The following is a 20276-nucleotide window of genomic DNA, read 5'->3' as shown; positions in this document are numbered from 1 at the left end:
TATAAAAGAGAATGGATATATAGCAATGGTTTTTGACTATATATCCACGAAAAGAGTTATATAAAACAATTATGCATTGGTTAATGCGCTCTGTTTTTCAACACTTTGCGCTAATTGGCATAATAATAAACAACAAGAAGTCGCGCCTGCATCTAATACGCCTCTTGAACGCTCACCAAGGCGGCTTGCACGGCCAATTTTAGCCACTAAATCTACCGTGGAATCACGGCCTGCAACTGCAGCGGCCTGCATCGCATCAAGCGCTTGTTTAAAGTGTTTTCCTGCTTTTGTTGCCTCTTCAAAGGCATTAACCGCAGGGATCAATGTATCCATTAGGCACTTGTCACCCACTGTTGCACTGCTGATGTCTTGCAGTTCGGATAGCCCATTTTTCAACATAGCAAGAAAATCTTGTTGCGATAACTCATTTTTCCCTGAAATGCTGTCTGACATTCCCATAAAGAAACTGCCATAAAGTGGCCCCATTGAACCGCCAATACCTTCCATCAAGGCATCAGAAATCTCTTCAAAGCCTTCACTGAGTGATAATTCACGGTCTACGATTGCTTTAGCGCATAGATTAAAACCTTTTGCCATATTGATGCCATGGTCTCCATCCCCTATTGCTCCATCAATTTCGCTGAGGTATTCACGGTTAGAAACAATAATGTTCACTAAATCAAGGGTAATTTCCTTGCCGTTGCCCGTTGAAATAACTTGCATAGTTGTCTCCTTATTTGACCTGTGTTAGACCCAATGAATATGCAGGGACATCCATCAATGCTTTCAATTCATCATCCACTTTCATTAATGTCAGCGTTACCCCCATCATTTCTAATGACGTAAAATAGTTACCAACATAGTTACGAACAATACGCACGCCTTTTTCGCTGAGTTGTTTTTCAACCTCTGCATAATAGATATACAATTCCATTACGGGTGTGGCACCTAACCCTGAAACCAATACGACGACTTCATCACCTTGTTTTGCCTGCATATCATCTAAGATTGGCGTTAACATAGTTTGTGCCATTTGCGCTGCAGACTGGATTGGCATGATTTCAATGCCTGGCTCACCATGGTGGCCAATACCGAGCTCCATCATCCCATCTTCAATATGAAAATTTGGATGACCCACCGCTGGAATGGTACAAGACGTTAGCCCAACACCAATAGAATGGCAGTTATTAATCGCTTTTTGTGCCGCATTAATCACGCCGTCTAAATCATAGCCTTTACTTGCTGCGGCAGAACCCACTTTCCACATGAGTATTTCACCCGCGACACCACGGCGCTTTTCTTTCTCGCTCGCAGGGGCTGAAGCGACGTCATCGGTAGCAACCACGGTTTTAACTTTCATACCCGCTTTTTCAGCTTTTTTCATCGCCATTTTGACGTTCATGTTATCGCCTGCATAATTACCATATAAACAAGCAACGCCCGCCCCACTGTCTGCGGCTTTGAACGCATCTAAAAATGCCCCAGCGGTTGGCGAGGAGAAAATTTCACCAATTGCCACCGCATCTAACATGTTTTCGCCCACATAGCCTAAAAATGCAGGTTCATGGCCGGAGCCACCACCAGTAACAATGCCCACTTTCCCTTGTATTGGTGCTTTTGGGTATTTTAATACGCGCGCATTATCAGTCTGCGCAAAATATTCAGGGTGCGCTTTCAAATAGCCTTGAATGGCATCTTCAACAACAAGATCAGGTTCATTAATGATTCTGTTCATAATTCCCTCATTTACTTATTTTCTGGTGTTAGCTGCATCTCTGCCGACTTTTCAAGTAATTCCGCCGGCACAGTAATAAATTTCATCAATATCGCACTAAATAAATAGAGCCCCGAGAAAATCCAAATCACGCCAAAAGCACCTACACTACTAATAAAGAGCCCAACTAATGCAGGACCGACAAAAGTGCTTAACCCTGCCCCTAAATTAAGGACTGACATTGCTGCACCTTTATTTTCAGGCGCTAAACTCGGCATGATGGCTGAAAGTGGTACGTATCCAGCGAGGCATGCACCAAATAAGCCAGCGGCTATCATCATCAGGGTATAATTGTGCCCAAAATAATAAGGCACGTAATAAAACATTAAGGTACAAACCATACAGCCGACACAACCAAACCAAATCACAATATTGCGCCAACCGATACGGTCACTGACAACGCCAAAGATCAGATTAAAAGCGATGTTTACTGTCCAAAGTGCTGCGTAGATATGTAACCATTCTGTGCGGGAAAAACCAAAGTCGGCAAGAAACATTGGCATGAAGATCACAAAACCATACGCTGCAGAGGTATTAATAGTACGAACAATGCCACCTAAACCAATTTTTGGGTTTTCAAACGCAATCGTGATCCCTTTAAACACATAGCTAAGTGAAACTTTTTCTTTCGGTGAGTCCGGTGTATCTCCCGCTTTGTTGCGGTTAAGCGCGATAGCAATAAATGCCCCGATAGTGACAAAAATTAGTCCACTCCATAACGTTGCCATTTCACCTAAAATTGGCAGCGCATAACTCGAATACATCACCCCTAAAACACCGAGTCCGCCACTATAAACAAACCAGAAGATCCCAACAGCAGAGCCCAATTTTTTAATTGGCGCCTCATAGGCCACCCAAACTAAGAAGCCGTAGGCAAACATTGGATAACCAAAACCACGCAACGCATAGGTTGGGATCATGATAGACAGGCTGTTACTCGGTAAACCAACAGATAAGAAAATAACCGAGCCAATCACAAACATCACAAAACCAAAAATCATCACACGACGAGCAGTATAAATTTCAGCCAATACACCGGATAACCACGCGGCGACAGCAGCAAAAAAACCATACACACTAAACAGTAATGAAGACTCTTCAATACTCATTCCACGGCTAATAATAAAAGGCGACAACCAGCCTTGTTCAAGCCCTTCCCCCATCATAAAGATCAGGACGCCAAAATAGCCAAGTAGTAACTTTGGTGAAAACCCCGTTACTTTAGACAGTTTATTGATTATCATATTGTTGACCTCAGTGCTTGTTCGCTGGGTTAGGACCTGAATAACAAGCCTTGGTAGGGTGACATTTATTCAGGTCCAATTTTTATCGTTATATTTTTAATTTCGTATTTTTTTCAACCCACTACAGCACTACAGGTTTGGGTCGAGAACCACTTTAATGTGCGGGTCACCTTTCGCCATCATCGAAAAACCTTCCGCAAATTTATCTAAAGGTAAGATATCCGTCACCACCCCTTTAGTTGGGAAATCACCATTACCAATGCCTTCAATCACTAACGGGTAGCAATATGGGCCAAGGTGAGAACCTAATAAATCCAGTTCTTTGCGGTCACTGATAATGCTCCAATCCACGGTCACAGGGTCTTTAAATACAGAAAACTCAACAAAAGTACCTAATTTACGGATCATCTTAAGACCTTGCTCTACCGATTTAGGGGCCCCAGTCGCTTCAATGTAAATGTCACAGCCATAACCTTCAGTCATCTCTTTGACAATTTTGTCTACATCATCACGTTTAGGGTTTAATACGATATCAGCACCAAATTCTTTTGCTAATTCAAGACGTTTATCAAATAAATCTAGAACGACTAACTTGCCTGCACCGGATTTTTTAATTGCTCCAATCATGCCTAGGCCTAATGTTCCCGCCCCCGAAAGCACGACGACATCACCCAATTTGACATTGGCACGCTGCACCGCATGTAAAGAACAGGCGTAAGGTTCAATTAAAATAGCGTCTTCAATTGGCATCTCAACAGGTACATGGTAGTTAATGGCCTCTTTGGTGAACTTCATATATTGCGCCATACCGCCGTTCACGTTGTTTTGGAAACCATATAAGTCATGCTTCTCACACATCCAGTATTCACCGCGTTTACAGAAACGGCATTCCCAGCAAGGTACGATTTGCTCAGAAATAACACGGTCACCTAATGCAAAACCTTCAACTTTTGAACCAAAGCCTACGACATGGCCAATAAATTCATGCCCTGGGATCATCGGTGCCTTGATATAAGCGGGCTGCTCTGCATCCCCCCAAAAGCTTGGCGCACCTTCAAAAGCCTTCACATCACCCGCGCAGATACCACAAGCTTCTACGCGAACCAAAATTTCTTCTTCACTAATTTTAGGGACATCGACAGTTTCTAAACGGTAGTCTTTTGGTGCATAAGCAACCACGGCTTTCATTTTTTCTGGAATGCTTTCGCTCATCGTTGCTTTTGAATCACAGTGTTCACACATAGTTCTATCCTCGGCGGTTTGTAAAATGAACATAAGTTCAATGAAGATACAAATTAACCATACCTTCTTTTCTTCATCCTTGCCCATAGTCAGATTGTCAAAGTGTGATTCAGTGCAAAAATTCTTATAAAATCGCCTTGAAACGCCTATTTTTTACATTTTTGGCAAAAAAAATTAAATTTGAAGCTGTAGATCACAGAATTCATCATCACAAAAATAAAAACATATGTTCACCTATTGATTATTTGTTCATAAGATCCTATTTTCTAAATAGTACATTTGATTGATTAATGAACTTTTGTTCAACAATAAGGATCTCTATCATGCTATCTATTGCTATTGGTGCAGATGACGCTGCATTTGAAATGAAAGATTTGATTAAGGCTCACTTAGCAGAATTAAACATTGAAGTGACTGATTACTGCTTAAATACTGGGGTTGCAGATGAAATGTATCCTGATGTTGCCCACGCTGTTGCAACTGCAATCGTACAAGGTAAACACCAGCGCGGTATTTTAATTTGTGGTACCGGAATTGGTATGTCCATTGTTGCCAATAAAGTCACAGGCATTCGAGCAGCACTGTGCCATGACACATACTCCGCTGAACGAGCACAAAAAAGTAATGATGCACAAATTATTACCTTTGGTGCCCGTGTGATTGGCCCTGAACTGGCTAAAACCATTGTCGACACATGGCTGGCTTCCCATTATGAAGGGGGACGGTCAGCGCCGAAAGTGGCTCGAATCAGTGAGTATGAAAATGGGGAACGTTAGTTTTACTTTAGGCGCTTTTACTTTGGGAGCTTTGTAATGTCCACTCAACCACAAAATAAATTAGCCAATGCCATTCGATTTCTTTCAATAGATGCCGTACAACAAGCCAACTCAGGCCACCCCGGCGCCCCAATGGGAATGGCTGATATTGCCGAAGTCCTATGGCGAGATTACTTACAGCACAACCCTGCTGACCCGAGTTGGCCTAATCGTGACCGCTTCGTCTTATCAAACGGCCATGCATCGATGCTGCTCTATAGCTTGCTCCATTTAACGGGCTATGATTTATCTATCGATGATTTAAAACAGTTCCGCCAGCTCCATTCCAAAACACCGGGTCATCCTGAATTAGGCTATACTCCTGGCATTGAAACCACGACAGGCCCGCTGGGACAAGGCATCGCCAATGCGGTTGGTATGGCAATAGCAGAAAAAACCCTAGCAGCTACGTTTAATCGCTCTGGTTTCCCCGTTGTCGACCACTATACCTACACATTTTTAGGTGATGGCTGCTTAATGGAGGGGATCTCTCATGAGGTGTGTTCATTAGCAGGGACGCTAAAACTCAATAAACTTATTGCCTTTTATGATGATAACCGTATTTCTATTGATGGTAATACTCAAGGTTGGTTTACTGATAATACCGCAAAGCGTTTTGAAGCTTATGGCTGGCATGTTATTCGCCAAGTCGATGGACATTCTCGGCCTGCAATCAAAGCGGCCATTGAACAAGCTCGCCAACAAACCTCGAAACCAACCCTCATTATTTGCAGAACCACTATTGGTTATGGGTCTCCCAATAAAGCCGGGACAGCCGATTCTCATGGTGCTCCATTAGGGCAAGACGAAATAGCGCTGACTCGTCAACAACTCGGCTGGGAATACCCTCCTTTTGTTATTCCTGATGAAATATACCAGCCTTGGAATGCCCTAGAACATGGTGCTGAACAGCAATTACGTTGGGAGCAAGCACTACGAGAATATGCCAAACAATACCCAGAACTTGCCGAGCAGCTAACGCAGCGATTATCCAATCAACTTCCTGAAAAATTTACAGATATCATTGATAACTTCATTCAACAATTAAATGAAAACCCTGCAACGATAGCTACACGTAAAGCGTCACAAAATACACTCAATATTATTGGCCCTGTTTTATCTGAATTAATCGGTGGTTCCGCAGACTTAGCCCCAAGCAACCTCACCTATTGGTCTGGGTCACTGCCAATTAATGAACAGCCTTCAGGCAACTATATTCACTATGGCGTCAGAGAGTTTGGTATGACCGCCATTGCTAATGGAATTGCATTACACGGCGGTTTTCGCCCTTACACAGCAACTTTTTTGATGTTCTCTGAATATGCGCAAAATGCCGTGAGAATGGCCGCATTAATGAAATTGCCCCAAATACTCATTTATACTCACGATTCCATTGGATTAGGTGAAGATGGCCCAACGCACCAACCTGTTGAGCAACTTGTTTCACTACGTGCAACACCTAATTTGTCAGTCTGGCGCCCTTGTTGCCAAGTAGAAACAGCGGTGGCTTGGCAACAAGCTATCTTAGCGAAACATACGCCAACCGCCTTGATATTATCGCGGCAAAACCTAATACAATATTCGCGAACAACTGAACAACTCGCCAATATTGCATATGGTGGATATATTTTGCGCAGTAATAGTGAAAACCCTGAATTACTATTAATTGCCACAGGCTCTGAAGTCACATTAGCGGTTGAAGCTTGGAAACAACTGACTGAACAAGGGTTTAATGTGAATGTTATTTCGATGCCTTCAACAGATACCTTTGACCAACAACCCTTAGAGTACCAACAGCGCGTTTTACCCAATCACGTTCGGCACCGTATTGCTATCGAAGCCAGTATCAGTGATTACTGGCGTAAATATGTAGGAATTGATGGATTGGTCATGGGAATGAATAGCTTTGGGGGGTCAGCTCCTGCAAACCAATTATTTGAATATTTTGGTTTCACCGTAGAAAAGCTTATTACTATGTCGCTTTCATTATTAAAACCTAATGATTAATTGATATAGCAATAATTAATATCTGTTATCCTACTTTGTAATTTTCTATTACAAGCCAAATAATACCTATGTTATTTGGCTTATTTTTTATTTAAATAAAATCATCAATAATAAATAAAGCGAGTAGCTACTCATACTCACTTTATTCATTATTATTAAATATCACTATTGGATACTGTAGCCACCATCAATAACCAAATTATGTCCGGTGATCATATCGGATGCATCACTGGCCAAAAATAATGCACATGCGGCAATTTCGGACGGTTCCGCAAAACGCCTTGCAGGAATTTTTTCTTTCATTTCATCACCTTTTTCACCTTCCCACGCTTTTTTGCCCAGTTCTGTCATCACAATAGTTGGTGAAATGGCGTTGGTTTGTATCCCTTTAGGGCTCCATTCAAGTGCTAATACTTGGGTTAAACCAATAATCGCTGCTTTACTCGCACAATAGGCGGCATGTTGGTCTAAGGCAATCACGCCTGCTTGTGACGCCATATTAATAATTTTCCCTTTTCCATTATTAATCATGACATTACCTGCAGATTGGCAAACCAAAAAAGTCCCTTTTAAATTCACGTTCATGGTTAAATCCCAGTCTGACTCACTTAAATTTTCAGCGGGAGCAAGCGCTACAATTCCAGCACTATTGACGACAATATCTAATGTACCATAATGCTCAACAACCTGTTTTACCATCTGAGAAACCGCCTCAGAATTTGTTATATCACATTGAATACCAATTGAATTTTTTAATTTCTCCGCAATTTTCACTACTTTATCTGACTTATCAATTAAGGCAATTTTAGCCCCTTTTTCAACAAACAGTTGAGCAATCGCCAACCCAATGCCTGCAGCTCCCCCTGTAATTAAAGCGACCTTGCCATCAAGTGAAAAGTTGGTGTTATAGCCACTAAATTTTTTCATTTTAATTCCTTAATGTCATGATGTGATATTTAATATATAGATGAAATAAATATAGTGTTGCCTTAGAGAGACAACAAAATATTAAGTGCAGATTAGATTACTTGGTATTATTAATATAATATTATCACTAGTTAAACTCTATATTATTTATGTAAAAAAAAGAGATATCTCTCAAATTAAATACCATCCTAAATTCTGAATGCACATATGTTCAAAATAATAATTTGAATGAATATTTGTGCTTTATTTTCAACTGTACAAATCTTTCCTAGAACTCATCTACGTTGTCCTACTTCATTAGAAGTGTATTTTTTCTTCCCCTATAATTTTTCAATTAATTGGCGCATAATATTAGTTATATCTAAATTGATATTGAACAATATCAGCACTGTATTATTGAGTAAGATATTGAATGAATATCATTTACACTAAATGCTGCGCACTTAATTTATAGGTCATTGATAATATGGAACAAAGCAACTTGCTATTACAACTTAGTAACATTGGCTATAGCATTGAGCAAAAAACAATTCTTGATAATGTGCAGATTAACTTACAGGCAGGCGACTTTAAACTGATTACGGGTCCTTCCGGCTGCGGTAAAAGTACCTTATTAAAAATAGTGGCCTCGTTAATTTCACCCACTCAAGGAACGATTAAGTTTCAAGGGAAAGATATCAATACCATCCTCCCAGAAACTTATCGTCAGCAGGTTTCTTACTGTACTCAAACGCCCACTTTATTTGGGCAAGCTGTGTATGACAACCTCGTTTTTCCCTATCAAATTCGAAAGTTGCCATTTAATAAAGACAAAGTCATCAGTGATTTGCACCAATTTTCTCTACATGAATCTATTTTGGATAAAGGGATCAATGAACTCTCTGGAGGAGAAAAACAGCGTATTTCTCTTATTAGAAACTTACAATTTCTTCCGCAAGTCTTGCTATTAGATGAAATCACCAGTGCCCTTGATGAAGAAAACAAAATTATAGTGAATGAATTTATCCATCATTTAACGAGTGACAAAAAAATAGGCGTGCTATGGGTAACTCATGACCAAGATGAAATCGCTCATACTAATGAAGTTATCACCCTTCCTGTTCATCACAACGAATAATAGGATATCACTGTGCATCAACCAACTATTTCCAATGAATCCTTAACCTTTTCAATCCTGTTAGTCTTAGTGGCTATTTTTATTAGCCATAAAGAAAAACTATCCCTTGAAAAAGATATTATCTGGAGTACTTGCCGAGCGATTATTCAACTATTGATCGCTGGCTACATTCTAAAATATATTTTTAATGTTGATCACGAATTGCTCACGATTGCATTGGTGATGTTTATTTGTGTCAATGCTGCGTGGAACGCTAAGAAAAGAAGCAAATATATTGATAAAATTTATGTTACTGCATTAATTGCCATTACCTCTGGCACATTTCTTACATTGTTAATTCTGATATTAACCAATGCCATCGCATTTACGCCTATGCAGGTAATTCCTATTACTGGAATGATTGCGGGTAACGCCATGATTGCGGTAGGGTTATGCTTTAATAACCTTGGTCAACGGTTTTCAAGCCAGCAACAACAAATTCAAGAAATGCTTAGTTTAGGGGCAACGCCCAAAGTTGCTTCCGCTGCTATTATTCGTGACAGTATCCGAGCATCATTGATCCCAACGGTAGATTCTGCCAAAACAGTGGGAATTGTCAGCTTACCGGGCATGATGTCTGGGTTGATTTTCGCTGGAGTTGACCCATTACAAGCTGTTAAGTACCAGATTATGGTGACTTTTATGTTGTTAGGTACAGCAAGCCTTTCAACCATACTGGCTGGGTATATGACCTATACAAAATTCTATAACCAACGCCACCAATTATTGGTTACAACTCTGAATAAACAATAACCTTCCGCCGCTTATTGGTCACCAACGATAAGCGGCACTTTCTTAATATCACTCTTTAACCACCCCCACAGGTAACACTTCAATTAATTGTGCTTTGCTATTTTCATTATCTATCAACTTAAAAATATGATTTAACATCGTTGGCACATCCTGTTTGACCATTTCGATGTCATTACCTAAAAGAGCAACAAAAGGATCCCAGTCAAAACAGCCTAAGTGGGGTTGCTGTGAACCGATATAGCCCTTTTTACCTAACCAATCAATAACCCCTTCTAATGAAATAGTTGAATTAATAAACAAACCGCATTTCACTATTTTCTGTGGATCATCATTATTCTGTTCAAAAAACTGTGAGAGTGATTTTTCAGCTTTTTCGGGGGCATAACCACAAGCCAAAATATTTTCTTGTGGAACCGTGATACCTTTTTCATTATGCGCATCAATAAACCCACGAATACGTTCACGTGTATTGTGGTCATGTTCACGACCACCAATAAAAATTAAAGCTTCATTTATTGATGTTTGAGACTTATTTTTGCTTAAAATACGTTGGGTTAAATTTTTTGCACCAAGATAGTTATTTGAAATAACCGAAGGCGCCAACGAGCCCGGTAAGTCTAAATTTAAGGTCGAAACCCCCGAGGCTTGGCAAATTTCAGTAATTTTATCCGGGTTCGTTGCCCCTGTTGAAATCAACCAATCAACCTGATAAGAAATCATTGCGCGTGCAGCTTCTATTTCTAACTTTGGGTCACGCCGCGTACAAGTAATAATAGGAAACAGCCCCCTTTCACGCGCCATTTCTTCAAAATGCTCGACAATAGAGCCAAAATAGCGGTTGTCATACTTCGGAACCAACATACCAATTATTTTGGATTTATTACTGCGCAATAAGCTGGCTTGCTTGTTAACTGCATAATTTTGTTCTTCGGCGATGCGGATCACTTTTTCCGCAAGTTGTGCGCTAATTCGCCTTTTTTGCCAATTACCGTTGAGTATTGCACTCACTGCACTCGCTGAAACCCCGGCTAATTCGGCAAGGTCATAGATCGTTGTTTTCTTATTTTGTCTGATCTTTGTCACAGATTCTTATCTCCATTTTTTACTAGCTTGACACCAAAGTCGAAAAGTCGCAATACTGCTACATCGATTGAGCAAAATTGAAATTGATGATGCATGAGTTGATAAACTGCAAAATAAATACTATCAATCCATCGCATGTAGCCACCTATCCATTGTTGTGACTCATTGCTGTTTCATTAATTTCAGACGCTTTTCATTCTTACATTTCGCTAAAATATCCGATTGGAGTAAATTATGGCTATTTCTATTGAGAACAAAGTCGCAGCAATTACCGGAGCTGCCTCAGGTATCGGGCTTGAATGCGCACGTACACTGATCAAGGCGGGTGCAAAAGTCGTTCTAATTGACCGTGCTGAAGAGCGATTAAACCAACTTGTTGAGGAACTAGGTGAAAATGCGATTCCATTAGTAGTCGATTTAATGAAGCCAGAACAAGTTGATGGAATGCTAGATGCCATCTTACAAAAAGCAGGCGGCTTAGATATTTTCCATGCTAATGCCGGTGCTTATATTGGCGGCCCTGTTGCTGAGGGTGACCCAGATGTATGGGATAAAGTTTTAAACTTAAACATTAATGCGGCCTTCCGTTGTGTTCGCGCAGTGCTACCTCATTTTATTGCCCAAAAATCAGGTGATGTATTATTCACCAGCTCAATTGCAGGTGTGGTTCCAGTAATCTGGGAGCCGATTTACACTGCATCAAAATTTGCTGTCCAAGCCTTCGTCCATTCAACTCGCCGCCAAGTTTCTGAACATGGTGTCCGTGTTGGTGCGGTATTACCTGGCCCTGTAGTGACAGCCTTACTCGATGATTGGCCGAAAGAAAAAATGGAAGAAGCTCTGGCAAATGGTAGCTTAATGCAACCGATTGAAGTCGCTGAAGCCGTATTATTTATGCTAACTCGCCCACGCAATGTCACTATTCGTGACCTTGTTATTGTGCCAAACAGTGTTGATCTCTAACTTGTCACCTCGCAATTCATTGCAGTTAGCACCTTGGAGGGAAAATGAATAATTCACATGCACGATTAAAAGATAACGATAAAGTCGTTATTGGTATCGATGTTGGCACAGGCAGTGCACGCGCCGGGGTCTTTGATATGTCCGGCAATATGTTAGCATCTGCCAAACGCGATATTACGCTCTTCCGTGATAACGCCAATTTCGCTGAGCAATCAAGTAACGAAATTTGGGAAGCGGTTTGTTATTGTGTCAAGCAAGCGATAGCATCATCAACAGTAAAACCACAACAAGTTGCAGGTATTGGCTTTGATGCAACCTGCTCACTGGTTGTCATTGGTTCAGATAAACATCCTATTACGGTTAGCCCATCGAATGACCCTGAGCGCAATATTATTGTTTGGATGGATCACCGTGCAACAGAACAAGCTGAGCGCATTAATCAATTAAAGCACCCTGTTCTAAACTATGTTGGCGGTAAGATTTCGCCCGAAATGGAAACGCCTAAGATTTTATGGCTAAAAGAAAATTTACGTCAATCCTATGATAACGCATGGCAATTTTTTGATTTAGCCGATTTTTTAACTTGGAAATCAACTAGCTCCTTAGCTCGCTCAACCTGTACTGTCACCTGTAAGTGGACATATCTTGCCCATGAAAAACGTTGGGATGCAGGCTACTTTCAACAGATTGGTCTATCTGAACTTGCCGATGAAAATTTCGCACGTATTGGTCAGCTTATTGTAGAACCAGGAACGCCTTGTGGTGAAGGCTTAACGGAAACCGCAGCCCAACAAATGGGATTACTAGCAGGGACACCTGTCGCTGCAGGCATGATAGATGCTCATGCAGGCGGTATTGGTACCGTTGGCGTAAATGGTGATGCAACCGCTAATATGGCATACGTATTTGGCACATCTTCATGCACGATGACAACGACTAAAGAACCCGTATTTATACCGGGTGTATGGGGTCCGTATTTCAGTGCAATGGTACCGGGCATGTGGCTAAATGAAGGAGGCCAAAGTGCGGCTGGTGCTGCAATTGACCAGTTACTATCCTTACATCCCGCTTCAGTACAAGCAAAACTTACGGCAAAAGAGCAAGGTAAACCCTTGCCTGTGATGTTAGCGGATTTAGTATTAGAAAAATCATCGTCACCATCACAGTCTGTTGAACTAGCTGAAAAAATACATGTGGTTCCTGAATTTTTAGGGAATCGAGCACCTTTTGCTGACCCTCATGCCAGAGCTGTCATTGCTGGATTAACCATGGATAACAGCATGGAAAATTTACTTTCTTTCTATGTTGCTGGTCTGTGTGGAATTGGCTATGGATTACGACAAATCATTGAAGCACAAGCAAAATCTGGTGCTGCTATTGAAAATATTGTTGTTAGTGGCGGTGCAGGACAGCACCCGTTGATCCGCCAGCTACTTGCTGATGCTTGTGGCGTTCCTGTGATTTCAACACAAGCCAGTGAACCAGTATTGCTAGGTTCTGCTATCCTTGGTGCCGTTGCAGGGAAAGTCTGTGAAGATGTCTCGCAAGCTATGGACCAATTTAGTGCTATCGACTTAACCTACCAAACCAATGAAGCATATAAAAACCGCCATGATACAAGATTCGCCTCTTTCTTGCATTTGCAACAATGTGCTAGAGAATTAAAAGGTTAATCACGTTGATATGACACTCAAGTAATATTTGGACTAAAGAAAGCCGTAAACCGGCTTTCTTTAATAGAATTCGTTTTGCTTATCGAGCTTAATTTAATAGAAAAACCTGCGCTATAGCTCACTTTTAGAAGCAATATCTTGTCCATAACGAATCGACCATTTCCTTTGGTACCAAATCGTAATCTCCCTCGACCATTGGAATAGACAAGGAGACCTTCCCTTGTTTATCACTGTAAGCTTTCACAATGAATTTTTTATAGCCTTCTAGCCTTGCATTCTTAACTCGAAACACTTCGCCACATACATAACCTAAATCCCCTTTATCCGCAGTTTGGCGAATAAAATTATATTTCACATTTTTAAATGAAGCAGATTCTGGATAAGATAAATAGTCTTCAACGCTACTCTTAGCCATTTTCACAAGATCAGGTGTAGGGGTATAGTTCAATGTCACACCTAAGATAAAAGAGCCCCCAGTTAACAATAAAATTGTGAGCAACTTTATGATATTCATATTACTAAGCTCTCATTTATTCAATAACAAGCCAATTGACCAAAATGACCTAATAATTTCGCCCCAAAATATACTTAAGCAGTTATCTTCAGCCAATTGTAAATAAATAATAATTATTTTAATAACAACCAACCTTATCTATATAAGAATACCTTATTAGATAACTTGTTTTTCTAATTATTACCCCAGATAACTGCTACCAACAAAGCGAATAAGTACAATTAGATTGATATGGGCTATTCGTATTTATACTTTATTTTACACACCTAATGAGTAAGTATACCAGTATTAAACTAAGAATATAAATAGTACTCGAAACATTAACTGTTTCAATTTGTATTTTTTTAACTAAAATAGTTTCAATTACCCAAAAACAGAAACAATAATAAGCCTTAACTGTTTATCATAACTTAACAAAAATAAACAAAAATATGTAATAAAACAATTCAATTCAATAATAGTCATGTCTAAATGTTAATTAACCCACTTAATGAGTATTTTCACTCAATATAAGCGTAAAATAGAATTAATTAATAATAAATCCGTTATTTTCAATTAAAATTCATCTAGCTTATTTAGATATTATAAAAACAAAAAATACCTAAAATTCAATTCACTACGAAATAACATATTAATTTGCATCATCTCTTAGCTTAATTTTTAGCATATCGTTAACGAGTATCTTTATTTCAGGCTAAATTAGCAATTTTATAGTACCCGTTAAAATGCAACGCAACCTAATCAATTGATTAATAAAACAAAAATAACAAATAAATTGATTAAAACGACGTTAACCATATGATAAAAAATAGTTAAAATCATCAACCCACCTTAAGAAACATAAGAATATTTAACTATATGCATATTGTAATTTACCATTGAATGCCTCTATATCTCTTCTTTTGCACAATTTTTGATATATCTGACCAATCAAAATTACAGAATATTCCTAGGATAATTGATGCATTTAACCAATACATAAAATTATCCGGCTAAATTTGACAAAATATTTTTTTTATCTCATGTAGCATTGCTTTCCAAAGAAAAAGGGTTAACCATGACAAATACTCAATTACTATTACTTGCAACTAATAACATCAGAAATAACGTAGATCTAAGCCACTCTCAGGAATCTTATGTATACCAGTTTTACTATGCTAACGTCGTAGGTCACTTCGACAGCATTCAAAATTTTCTTACTGTATTTAAACAGCAGACGAGCGCAATATTAGATGCATCACAACAATTAGCAGAACAGCGGCAGCAGATATACTCAACAGTTGAGTATTATTTAGAAATAGCTGAAAAACGCTATATTGAAAGGAAAAAAATACTAGGCAATTAACTTAGCATTACAGTTGGAAAGGCCTACAAACCAAATGAGGCCTTTTATCGAAAATTTCTCTGTAAGTGTTTATTGCTCTTGTAGCTCTAATTCAGCAATTATAGGTAGGTGGTCGCTAACACTTGACCATTGAAACTCTTTACTATCCGTTGGAATTTCCATTTTTTTCACATCCCAAACTTGCCCTTTAAATGTAAAAATATGGTCGATGTCTATGGCTGGGTTTACCGCTGGCCAACTACGATAATCAACACCTTTAAACTCAACTGGGTTCCACATATAACGAATTTCTTGGATAGGCTGTTCATTAGCTGTTGAATTGAAATCTCCCGCTAATATTTTTATTGAGGCCGCAATATTATCAAACCCCGTATCTGTATCCCCAATACTCGCATCTAAAATATGGCGCACTTGCCCAATGCGAATGGTTGGATCTTTCTGCCAATCCAGATGTGTTCCCATCACAATAATTGGTGCATCAAAACCTGGCTTTGATATTTGAGATATTAATACAACCCGTTGTTCTGCATCACCAGAAGGTAAATTAATTACTTTAGATTTATCAATTTTATATTTTGATAAAATTCCTACACCGTACTCTCCACCATCAAAATCTAATGCCTTACCAAAAGCAAAATCCATCTTATTGGCTTTAGCTATTTCTGAGCTATAGTCATTTGTGGTGTATGAGGGGAAAAGAGGGTGGCGTATCCTGTTGATTGTTTCCTCCAAGAAATAATTAACAGTAGAGCGATACGCCATGACAAATATTACCCTGAATGTTCTTTCACAACCAGATGAAACTGGCACTGATGTGCTAACTGCTTTATTGCGTAATGGTGCTCGTCAGCTCATTGCGCAAGCAGTTGAAGTAGAGCTGCAGCAACTGCTGCAAGCTCATGAAGAACTGCGTTTACCCGATGGCCGCAAAGCTGTGGTGCGTAACGGCTATTTGCCTGAGCGCAGCATCCAAACGGGCATTGGCGATGTTGATATCAAGGTGCCAAAAGTGCGTGATCGTAGCGGCTCTGGTATTCGTTTTACCAGCGCACTGCTACCGCCATACCTCAAGCGTGCCCGCAGCGTTGAAGAGTTATTACCGTGGCTGTATCTCAAAGGTATTTCCACTGGAGACTACCAAGAAGCCCTTGCAGCCTTGCTGGGTGAGAATGCCAAAGGTCTGTCAGCTAACACCATTTCCAGGCTCAAGGAACGCTGGATTGATGAGCACCGAGAGTGGCGACAGCGCGATTTGAGTGACAAGCGCTACGCGTACCTTTGGGTTGACGGTATTTACAGCAACGTCCGCCTCGATGACCGTTTGTGCTTGCTGGTGGTGATGGGCGTGACAGAGCATGGCCGCAAGGAACTGATTGCTGTTGAAGAAGGCTATCGCGAGTCCGAAGCCAGCTGGCTTGAGCTGCTGAATGGCCTGGTTGCGCGTGGGCTTACGACCTGCCCAAAGCTGGCAACAGCTGACGGCGCTCTGGGCTTCTGGAAGGCTCTGAGCAAAGTATACCCGCAGACCAAACAGCAACGTTGCTGGGTGCATAAGACGGCCAATGTGCTCAACAAACTGCCCAAGGCAGTGCAACCCAAAGTAAAAGAAGCACTGCATGATATCTGGATGGCAGAGACGCGTGAGAAGGCTCATAAAGCCTTTGATATAGCGCTGGAAAGGTTTACTGCTAAGTACCCACGCGCAATGGAATGCTTAGCTAAAGACCGTGAGAGCATGTTGGCTTTCTACGATTTTCCAGCAGAACATTGGGTGAGTATACGCACCACCAACCCAATTGAATCTGCCTTCGCTACAGTACGTTTAAGAACCAGCAAAACCCGCAACTGCGGTTCAAGAAACACAACCCTAGCAATGGTTTATAAATTGCTGCAATCAGCGCAGAAGCGCTGGAACCGCCTGAAAGGATTTCAACTGCTAACCCTCGTGGTCAATAACGTTAAATTCCAAGACGGCGAACAAGTAATGGAGCAGTCAGACAGGAAAACCGCCTGATGCTCGTACACCAGATTTGACCATAACTCCTATTTCTTCTAGCTGGTGAACTTTTTTACTGCGAGCGGTTTTATTATCAATTTCAGTTAAAACAATCACGTCAGCATCTATTTTCGCAATCGCCTTATTTAGCTCATCAAGATTACTGACATCTGGTGACAACTCATTTTTACCAATGTTATACGTTGCGACTTTAATGGTCGGCTTGTTCGAAGTGTAAACTTTATTCGGAGTTCCTCCATCCTGTACTTTCAGAATTTCGGAACCCGACATTGTTGCCATCGCACCACAAGAAACTAGAATTGTGGTGGAAATAACTGTTTTTAGTAATTTCATTGTTTTCCCCTGTTAATGACTAATACAACAGAATAGTGCAAGTATTTAATAAAATTCTCGCGGAGCTAACCCCCGTTAACTTGCAGTTTTCATACATTAACAGAGAATAAAAAAGATATAGTGACCCAGTCTACAATCTTATTTCGAGAGAAAAAAAAACATCTTTTTGACCGTCAAAATAGAGAGCTATCGCACTCCTATTCACTTAAGGATAAGCAAGAAATTCAAGAAAACGTGATCAACATACGATAAATTATATTTCACGCACTTTGTCTTGCTTCAAATTTATATGGGAAAACAACCCCTTCTTTACGTTCAACAAAGTCACAATCGACATCTGCAAGCCATTTTTGTAGCCTTTTCGCTGTTTCTCGTGCCATTTTACTGTAATCAATTCGCACAGATGTCAGTGACGGATGGATATGATCACAATTTGAAGTACCTTCAACACAAGCAATTGCTAACATTTTTGGTATCTGAATTAAACGTCTTTGGCACTCAAAAATGACACCAAGTGCAATCATTTCATGACTGCAAATCACAGCTTCAAGCTCAGGTTGGCGGGTCAACATCTCACTAATTGCCTGACGACCAAAATCCATCGTTGCGACATACGGAGTTGTAATACTTTGATCTGCACTTTGGTTATACGCCAGCATCGCTCGGTTCCAGCCACTTAATTGCTGACTTTGCATTTTACTGTCCATTTGAGCACCAATATAACCTATCTTCTTATACCCTTTTTGTAACATATAGTTGGTTAAAAAATTAACCGCATCTCCAACGTTACTTTTTATGTTCAACGTGACTGGATGATTAGATTCCCCCGCAACACTGACTACAGGGATATCTAAATTCTTCAAATAATTTGAAACGCTTTCTGAGTTTATCGCCCCAAAAACAATCAAAGCTGCGGGGTTACTCTGCAATAATGTCGATAAAACCTCAGACTCTTTTTTTTGCTGGTAATCATGGCTACCAATAACAACTTGATAACTATTTTTGTTCAGTGCTTCTTGTAAAGATTGCAGAAAAACTGAACTGGCATTATCACGCAAAGACGGAATTAAAACAGCAACGGTACGGCTTTGGCCTGACGCTAAAATACCTGCCGCGGAATTAGGTATATAACCAAGTTCTTCAACAGCAGCATTAATTTTTTCACGTAACTTATCAGACACTAATTCGGGTGTACGCAAAGCCCTAGATACCGTCATGGACCCAACGCCTGCGAATTTTGCGACGTCCTGCAACGTGACTCGCCCTGTATTTTTTCTTTTTCGTATTTTTTGCATGTAATACTTTTACTTAGCCTAAACTGATTATTAACCCTAAGGTTATTGATCTTTGATGGTCAATTTTCATTCGAATCAAGCATGTTTTTTGCTTTTTCTCATGTTCTAGATTAAATGCGCTAAAAATAGCCAATATGGTTCTATTAAATCTAAAGAAACAGTCAATATCACCAGTCCTAGTTAACTTACCACAGGTTGAATTTGTTAATCAGCTGAGAAGTGTGTTCATTTCATATTTGCTCGCTATATTTTTTTAAAATGATAGCGCTATCACGAAAATGAAAGATTCAACTAGATAGCGCTACCATAGAACACTACTATTCATTCAACCATTACAAAGATAATAATTTCACTCTACCAGGAGCAACCCGATGCTAACGACATTACTGACCCCTAACGTCATTCAAGTCGTCGACAGTGCCAATAATTGGCAAGAAGCGATAAAAATCGCCTGTAATCCATTAATTAATAATAAGTTCATCGAGCCAAGATATATTGATGCAATAATTCAATCACACGAAAAAATCGGCCCTTACTATGTATTAGGCCCAGGTATTGCCATGCCGCATGCACGTCCAGAAGACGGAGTAAACCAATTATCTCTTGGGTTAACCGTTATCAAACAAGGTGTTGAATTTGGCTCCGATGGCAATGACCCAATCAAATTATTAATTGTACTAGCAGCCACTGATAGCAATAGCCATATTGGTGCTATCGCGAAACTCGCAGAACTATTTGATAATCAAGACGATGTAGATAACATCATGCAATCAGAAAACGTAGATGACATTCTAAAAATCATCGCTAAATACGAATAAGCTAAATATTAAGGTAAACATTATGAAAATTACTGTTGTTTGTGGAAATGGTTTAGGTACTAGTTTGATGATGGAAATGAGCATCAAAAATATCTTAAAAGATTTGCAAGTTAATGCAGATGTTGACCATGTTGATCTAGGCTCAGCAAAAGGCACTGTGAGTGATATCTTTGTTGGTACAAGCGATATTGCTGAACAATTAGTCGCTCAACAAGTTGGTGGCGAAATCGTTGCTCTCGAAAATATGATTGATAAAGTTGCAATGAAAGAACGTCTCACCATTGCTTTACAAAAACTCGGCGCGATGTAAGCGGAGG

At 40.0% G+C, this 20276-nt stretch carries 19 protein-coding genes and 1 pseudogene; 10 read left to right on the top strand and 10 right to left on the bottom strand.

The features are described 5' to 3' along the window. Positions 1-69 precede the first annotated feature (69 nt). The 4 genes from dhaL to M1F25_RS09145 all read right to left on the bottom strand — a co-directional run bounded on the left by dhaL (position 70) and on the right by M1F25_RS09145 (position 4260). Positions 70-723, bottom strand: a complete 654-nt coding sequence (gene dhaL, locus M1F25_RS09160) for a dihydroxyacetone kinase subunit DhaL (protein WP_181489599.1) — start codon at positions 721-723, stop codon at positions 70-72. A 10-nt stretch (positions 724-733) separates the two neighbouring features. Beyond that, entirely contained in the window at positions 734-1735 is a 1002-nt protein-coding gene (locus tag M1F25_RS09155) for a dihydroxyacetone kinase subunit DhaK (RefSeq protein WP_094961242.1), read from the bottom strand. Positions 1736-1746: 11 nt separating this feature from the next. Then, a complete protein-coding gene (locus tag M1F25_RS09150) occupies positions 1747-3018 on the bottom strand; it encodes an MFS transporter (protein WP_004263544.1) in 1272 nt (423 codons plus the stop codon). Between the two features lie 129 nt (positions 3019-3147). Continuing rightward, positions 3148-4260 (bottom strand): MDR/zinc-dependent alcohol dehydrogenase-like family protein, encoded by a 1113-nt coding sequence (locus tag M1F25_RS09145; RefSeq protein WP_036958649.1) that lies wholly within the window; start codon positions 4258-4260, stop codon positions 3148-3150. 323 nt (positions 4261-4583) lie between these two features. Between M1F25_RS09145 and rpiB the strand changes: the two genes are divergently transcribed. Continuing rightward, positions 4584-5036, top strand: a complete 453-nt coding sequence (gene rpiB, locus M1F25_RS09140) for a ribose 5-phosphate isomerase B (RefSeq protein ID WP_004263541.1) — start codon at positions 4584-4586, stop codon at positions 5034-5036. A gap of 36 nt (positions 5037-5072) precedes the next feature. Beyond that, positions 5073-7082: a transketolase gene (gene tkt, locus M1F25_RS09135; protein ID WP_181489598.1), complete on the top strand. Its 2010-nt coding sequence runs from the start codon at positions 5073-5075 to the stop codon at positions 7080-7082. Positions 7083-7247: 165 nt separating this feature from the next. Here tkt and M1F25_RS09130 read toward each other — a convergent pair whose 3' ends face one another. Next, entirely contained in the window at positions 7248-8009 is a 762-nt protein-coding gene (locus M1F25_RS09130; protein WP_004263532.1) for an SDR family oxidoreductase, read from the bottom strand. Positions 8010-8475: 466 nt separating this feature from the next. Here M1F25_RS09130 and fetA point away from each other — a divergent pair, with 466 nt between their 5' ends. Next, the gene (fetA, locus tag M1F25_RS09125) at positions 8476-9126 is read left to right on the top strand and encodes an iron efflux ABC transporter ATP-binding subunit FetA (protein WP_004263526.1); all 651 of its coding nucleotides are present in this window, start codon (positions 8476-8478) and stop codon (positions 9124-9126) included. Positions 9127-9138: 12 nt separating this feature from the next. Beyond that, positions 9139-9918, top strand: coding sequence for an iron efflux ABC transporter permease subunit FetB (gene fetB / locus M1F25_RS09120; protein WP_094961238.1), 780 nt, complete (start codon positions 9139-9141; stop codon positions 9916-9918). 48 nt (positions 9919-9966) lie between these two features. On the opposite strand, the gene M1F25_RS09115 is transcribed toward fetB, so the two are convergent. Continuing rightward, complete coding sequence (locus M1F25_RS09115) at positions 9967-11001, bottom strand: substrate-binding domain-containing protein (RefSeq protein WP_094961237.1); 1035 nt, start codon at positions 10999-11001, stop codon at positions 9967-9969. 234 nt (positions 11002-11235) lie between these two features. Between M1F25_RS09115 and M1F25_RS09110 the strand changes: the two genes are divergently transcribed. Further along, entirely contained in the window at positions 11236-11964 is a 729-nt protein-coding gene (locus M1F25_RS09110; protein ID WP_014657463.1) for an SDR family oxidoreductase, read from the top strand. Between the two features lie 44 nt (positions 11965-12008). Beyond that, positions 12009-13637 carry an FGGY-family carbohydrate kinase gene (locus M1F25_RS09105; protein WP_094961236.1) on the top strand — a complete coding sequence of 543 codons (1629 nt, stop codon included), beginning with the start codon at positions 12009-12011 and terminating at the stop codon, positions 13635-13637. A gap of 124 nt (positions 13638-13761) precedes the next feature. Here the strand turns inward: M1F25_RS09105 and M1F25_RS09100 are convergent, their stop codons facing one another. Then, positions 13762-14151, bottom strand: coding sequence for a hypothetical protein (locus M1F25_RS09100; protein ID WP_004263505.1), 390 nt, complete (start codon positions 14149-14151; stop codon positions 13762-13764). Positions 14152-15208: 1057 nt separating this feature from the next. Here M1F25_RS09100 and M1F25_RS09095 point away from each other — a divergent pair. Next, positions 15209-15496, top strand: coding sequence for a hypothetical protein (locus tag M1F25_RS09095; RefSeq protein ID WP_094961235.1), 288 nt, complete (start codon positions 15209-15211; stop codon positions 15494-15496). A gap of 69 nt (positions 15497-15565) precedes the next feature. On the opposite strand, the pseudogene M1F25_RS09090 reads toward M1F25_RS09095, so the two are convergent. Beyond that, a pseudogene (locus M1F25_RS09090) lies at positions 15566-16171 on the bottom strand (endonuclease/exonuclease/phosphatase family protein); the annotation flags it as partial. A gap of 85 nt (positions 16172-16256) precedes the next feature. Here M1F25_RS09090 and M1F25_RS09085 point away from each other — a divergent pair. Continuing rightward, positions 16257-17510, top strand: coding sequence for an IS256 family transposase (locus M1F25_RS09085; RefSeq protein ID WP_135536280.1), 1254 nt, complete (start codon positions 16257-16259; stop codon positions 17508-17510). On the opposite strand, the gene M1F25_RS09080 is transcribed toward M1F25_RS09085, so the two are convergent. Next, positions 17490-17846: an endonuclease/exonuclease/phosphatase family protein gene (locus M1F25_RS09080; RefSeq protein WP_232368734.1), complete on the bottom strand. Its 357-nt coding sequence runs from the start codon at positions 17844-17846 to the stop codon at positions 17490-17492. The two genes, M1F25_RS09085 and M1F25_RS09080, sit on opposite strands and share 21 nt — an antisense overlap. Before the next feature lie 260 nt (positions 17847-18106). Beyond that, a complete protein-coding gene (locus M1F25_RS09075) occupies positions 18107-19141 on the bottom strand; it encodes a LacI family DNA-binding transcriptional regulator (protein WP_004263493.1) in 1035 nt (344 codons plus the stop codon). Between the two features lie 371 nt (positions 19142-19512). On the opposite strand from M1F25_RS09075, the gene M1F25_RS09070 reads away from it, so the two are divergent. Both M1F25_RS09070 and M1F25_RS09065 read left to right on the top strand, forming a co-directional pair. Continuing rightward, positions 19513-19959, top strand: a complete 447-nt coding sequence (locus M1F25_RS09070; RefSeq protein ID WP_004263485.1) for a PTS sugar transporter subunit IIA — start codon at positions 19513-19515, stop codon at positions 19957-19959. Between the two features lie 22 nt (positions 19960-19981). After that, positions 19982-20269, top strand: a complete 288-nt coding sequence (locus M1F25_RS09065; protein WP_004263481.1) for a PTS sugar transporter subunit IIB — start codon at positions 19982-19984, stop codon at positions 20267-20269. Positions 20270-20276: the final 7 nt, after the last annotated feature.

The organism is Providencia sp. PROV109 (assembly GCF_033681625.1).
Taxonomy (GTDB): domain Bacteria; phylum Pseudomonadota; class Gammaproteobacteria; order Enterobacterales; family Enterobacteriaceae; genus Providencia; species Providencia hangzhouensis.
This window is presented reverse-complemented; position numbering and strand designations above follow the sequence as displayed.

Excerpts from the sequence above, each read along its gene's own strand:
- M1F25_RS09065 (WP_004263481.1), top strand. The coding sequence starts at position 19,982 with ATGAAAATTACTGTTGTTTGTGGAAATGGTTTAGGTACTAGTTTGATG.
- M1F25_RS09155 (WP_094961242.1), bottom strand. The coding sequence starts at position 1,735 with ATGAACAGAATCATTAATGAACCTGATCTTGTTGTTGAAGATGCCATT.
- M1F25_RS09110 (WP_014657463.1), top strand. The coding sequence starts at position 11,236 with ATGGCTATTTCTATTGAGAACAAAGTCGCAGCAATTACCGGAGCTGCC.
- M1F25_RS09145 (WP_036958649.1), bottom strand. The coding sequence starts at position 4,260 with ATGTGTGAACACTGTGATTCAAAAGCAACGATGAGCGAAAGCATTCCA.
- M1F25_RS09085 (WP_135536280.1), top strand. The coding sequence starts at position 16,257 with ATGACAAATATTACCCTGAATGTTCTTTCACAACCAGATGAAACTGGC.
- M1F25_RS09070 (WP_004263485.1), top strand. The coding sequence starts at position 19,513 with ATGCTAACGACATTACTGACCCCTAACGTCATTCAAGTCGTCGACAGT.
- M1F25_RS09105 (WP_094961236.1), top strand. The coding sequence starts at position 12,009 with ATGAATAATTCACATGCACGATTAAAAGATAACGATAAAGTCGTTATT.
- M1F25_RS09100 (WP_004263505.1), bottom strand. The coding sequence starts at position 14,151 with ATGAATATCATAAAGTTGCTCACAATTTTATTGTTAACTGGGGGCTCT.
- dhaL (WP_181489599.1), bottom strand. The coding sequence starts at position 723 with ATGCAAGTTATTTCAACGGGCAACGGCAAGGAAATTACCCTTGATTTA.
- M1F25_RS09130 (WP_004263532.1), bottom strand. The coding sequence starts at position 8,009 with ATGAAAAAATTTAGTGGCTATAACACCAACTTTTCACTTGATGGCAAG.
- rpiB (WP_004263541.1), top strand. The coding sequence starts at position 4,584 with ATGCTATCTATTGCTATTGGTGCAGATGACGCTGCATTTGAAATGAAA.
- tkt (WP_181489598.1), top strand. The coding sequence starts at position 5,073 with ATGTCCACTCAACCACAAAATAAATTAGCCAATGCCATTCGATTTCTT.
- M1F25_RS09150 (WP_004263544.1), bottom strand. The coding sequence starts at position 3,018 with ATGATAATCAATAAACTGTCTAAAGTAACGGGGTTTTCACCAAAGTTA.
- M1F25_RS09080 (WP_232368734.1), bottom strand. The coding sequence starts at position 17,846 with ATGAAATTACTAAAAACAGTTATTTCCACCACAATTCTAGTTTCTTGT.
- fetA (WP_004263526.1), top strand. The coding sequence starts at position 8,476 with ATGGAACAAAGCAACTTGCTATTACAACTTAGTAACATTGGCTATAGC.
- M1F25_RS09075 (WP_004263493.1), bottom strand. The coding sequence starts at position 19,141 with ATGCAAAAAATACGAAAAAGAAAAAATACAGGGCGAGTCACGTTGCAG.
- M1F25_RS09095 (WP_094961235.1), top strand. The coding sequence starts at position 15,209 with ATGACAAATACTCAATTACTATTACTTGCAACTAATAACATCAGAAAT.